The organism is Halorubrum sp. CBA1125 (genome assembly GCF_009742825.1).
Taxonomy (GTDB): domain Archaea; phylum Halobacteriota; class Halobacteria; order Halobacteriales; family Haloferacaceae; genus Halorubrum.
In genome coordinates this window covers 1-2,191 of the sequence record NZ_WPCE01000302.1, presented here as the reverse complement: position 1 = coordinate 2,191, position 2,191 = coordinate 1, and the positions used below count along the sequence as shown (strand labels likewise).

The 2,191-nt window shown below is 65.4% G+C and carries 2 protein-coding genes and 2 pseudogenes; all 4 read right to left on the bottom strand.

Annotated elements, in window-relative coordinates:
- Positions 1-946, bottom strand: a pseudogene (locus tag GJ633_RS15985) (ORC1-type DNA replication protein); the annotation flags it as partial.
- 173 nt (positions 947-1,119) lie between these two features.
- Complete coding sequence (locus GJ633_RS18145) at positions 1,120-1,254, bottom strand: hypothetical protein (protein WP_255470741.1); 135 nt, start codon at positions 1,252-1,254, stop codon at positions 1,120-1,122.
- Positions 1,255-1,490: 236 nt separating this feature from the next.
- Positions 1,491-1,805 (bottom strand): CGCGG family rSAM-modified RiPP protein, encoded by a 315-nt coding sequence (locus GJ633_RS15980; RefSeq protein ID WP_156589565.1) that lies wholly within the window; start codon positions 1,803-1,805, stop codon positions 1,491-1,493.
- Positions 1,806-1,887: 82 nt separating this feature from the next.
- Positions 1,888-2,191, bottom strand: a pseudogene (locus GJ633_RS15975) (hypothetical protein); the annotation flags it as partial.

Genomic DNA, 2,191 nt, shown 5'->3' with positions numbered 1-2,191 from the left:
GTTCCGGCGACGCTCTCCGTCGTGGCTGCGAGCACCCGCACGAGGTCGCGCTCGGACTGTGACAACCCCTGTAGCCGACCGCGACAGGTGGACGTGTTTCGACTTCTCGTAGGCCTCTTCGCGTCCTCGACGCTGACGTCCGCGACGCTCGCATCTCGGCGTTGAGTCCCGCTCGCCGGAGCAGGTCGATCCCGACTCGGAGATCACCGCTGTCGGCGGTCAGCTCCGCGACGCGATCGAGCTCCGCGTCGCCGATGACGCCCTCGTGGAAGCCGCGGTCGGCGCGTTCGCGCAGGATGTCGTAGATCTCGCTGGCGTCGTACACCGGGAAGTACACTTCCTCGGGTCGGAACACCGACTGGACCCGCGTGTCGAGGTCGTCGATCACGTCGAGTCCGAGATCGGACGAGACGACGATCACCCCGATCTTCGCGCCGGAGTGCGCCTCGTGGGCGCGCAACAACGAGTAGAGCGTGTCGGACGCCTCGTTCTCGTAAAAGAGGTAGTTCACGTCGTCGAGCGCGACGACGAGCACCTCGTCCTCCTCGACGAGCCGGTCGGTGATCTGGCCGAACAGCTTCTTGAACGAGATACCCGACGAGGGGGGCTCGTACTCGAAGATACCCTCGAACAATCGCGAGAACACCCCGTACCGCGTCGAGTCGACCTGGCAGTTGACGCGGACCGTCTGGACTTCGGTGCGGGCGCCCAATTCGCCGAACAGCTTCTGGACCGCGGTCGTCTTGCCGGTTCCCGGTGGACCACGGACCATGGTGTTGAGCGGCCGCGAGCCACGCACCGCGGGCCGGAGCGCGTACTTGAGGCTCTCCAGCTGGCTCTCGCGGTGGTGGAACGTCTCGGGGACGTGGTCGATCTCGAACACCGACTCGTCGCGGAACACCGATTCGTCCCACGAGAGCATGTCGTCGTCGGCGCCCCCGGTCATGCGAATATCACGACAGGCCGTCTACTTAACCGTTTCCCGGACCCCGGCGGAACTGAAACCCGGCGGATACGGCGCCGTCTCACCGACCTCTTCCGTCCGCCGGTTCACTATCATCGTGGTCCGACTGGCGACGGTCGGCCGGTCGACGCGGTCGGCTCATCGACGCGGTCGGACTACTCGACCGCCCGACGGGAGTTCAGCGCTCCGAGTACGACGTGGTCCATCGAGTGCGGGCTGTGTCGACGGATCACCTGGAGCATGTTCGCCGTGAAGACGACGGCGCCGGTCACCACCAGTATCCCGGCCACGAGCGTCACGTCCCGGGTAGCGCCAGTGATATTCGCCCCGACGAGGAGCGCGGTTCCGACGACAAGTAGGGACCCGTCGGCGGCGGCTGTGCTGTGGTGTCGATGCCGCCCGGAATTGCTCCCATACGCTAGCCGAACACTTCCACCCCCGTCCGGCTGTTGCCGAAGATGTTCACTTGCGTGGCCTCGTCTGTTCACTTACGTACCCCGTCTGCTCACTTACGTGCCCTGTCTGCTCACTCCACGTGAACTCGCGTGACGTGACCGCCGCACCCGCACTGTTCGACGTACTCCCACTCCAGACCTTCGTACTCCTCGCTCAGGGCGTCGTAGAGGAAGTCTTCGGGGTGTCCGAGGGTCGCGTGCGTCACGAGGTTGACGTGGTTGCCGGGCGCGGTGTGGTCGATCGCGACGCAGGCGTCTCGGACCGCGCGTTCGGGATCGTCGGCATACTCCGGTTTTTCGAGGTTCGCCGACCACGAGTTGTCGTGGATCTCGTCGGTGATCGGGTCCGCCGCCTCCTCGTGATCGTGATCGTCAACTGAACTCATGGATACTCGATCCTAGCGACTTCGCCCGACATAAACGGACGAGGGAGATCTCGGATCTCGATAACACTGGCGTCCGATCGCTTCAGAACGGTGCGTTGTCGCCTCCGCGACGACTCCCATCCGCCGCTTTCGCCCGTTCCATCGGAGTGGCCCCGACCTCGGTGTCGTCCGCCGGCTCCGCACTCGCGTCACCGGTTTGGAGATACGCCTCTTCGAGCTCTGCGAGCCGGTCGTTTATCGCTTCGCTTCGGTTGTGCATCGGCGCGGCACGGACGCGGACGAGACCGTTTCGTGCCGACCGGAGAGACCGTTCCACGCCCGGAACGAGCCGACCGTCAGCGTGTGCGTCTGCGGGCAGAACGGGGTGGTCGGCGGGCAGAACGGGG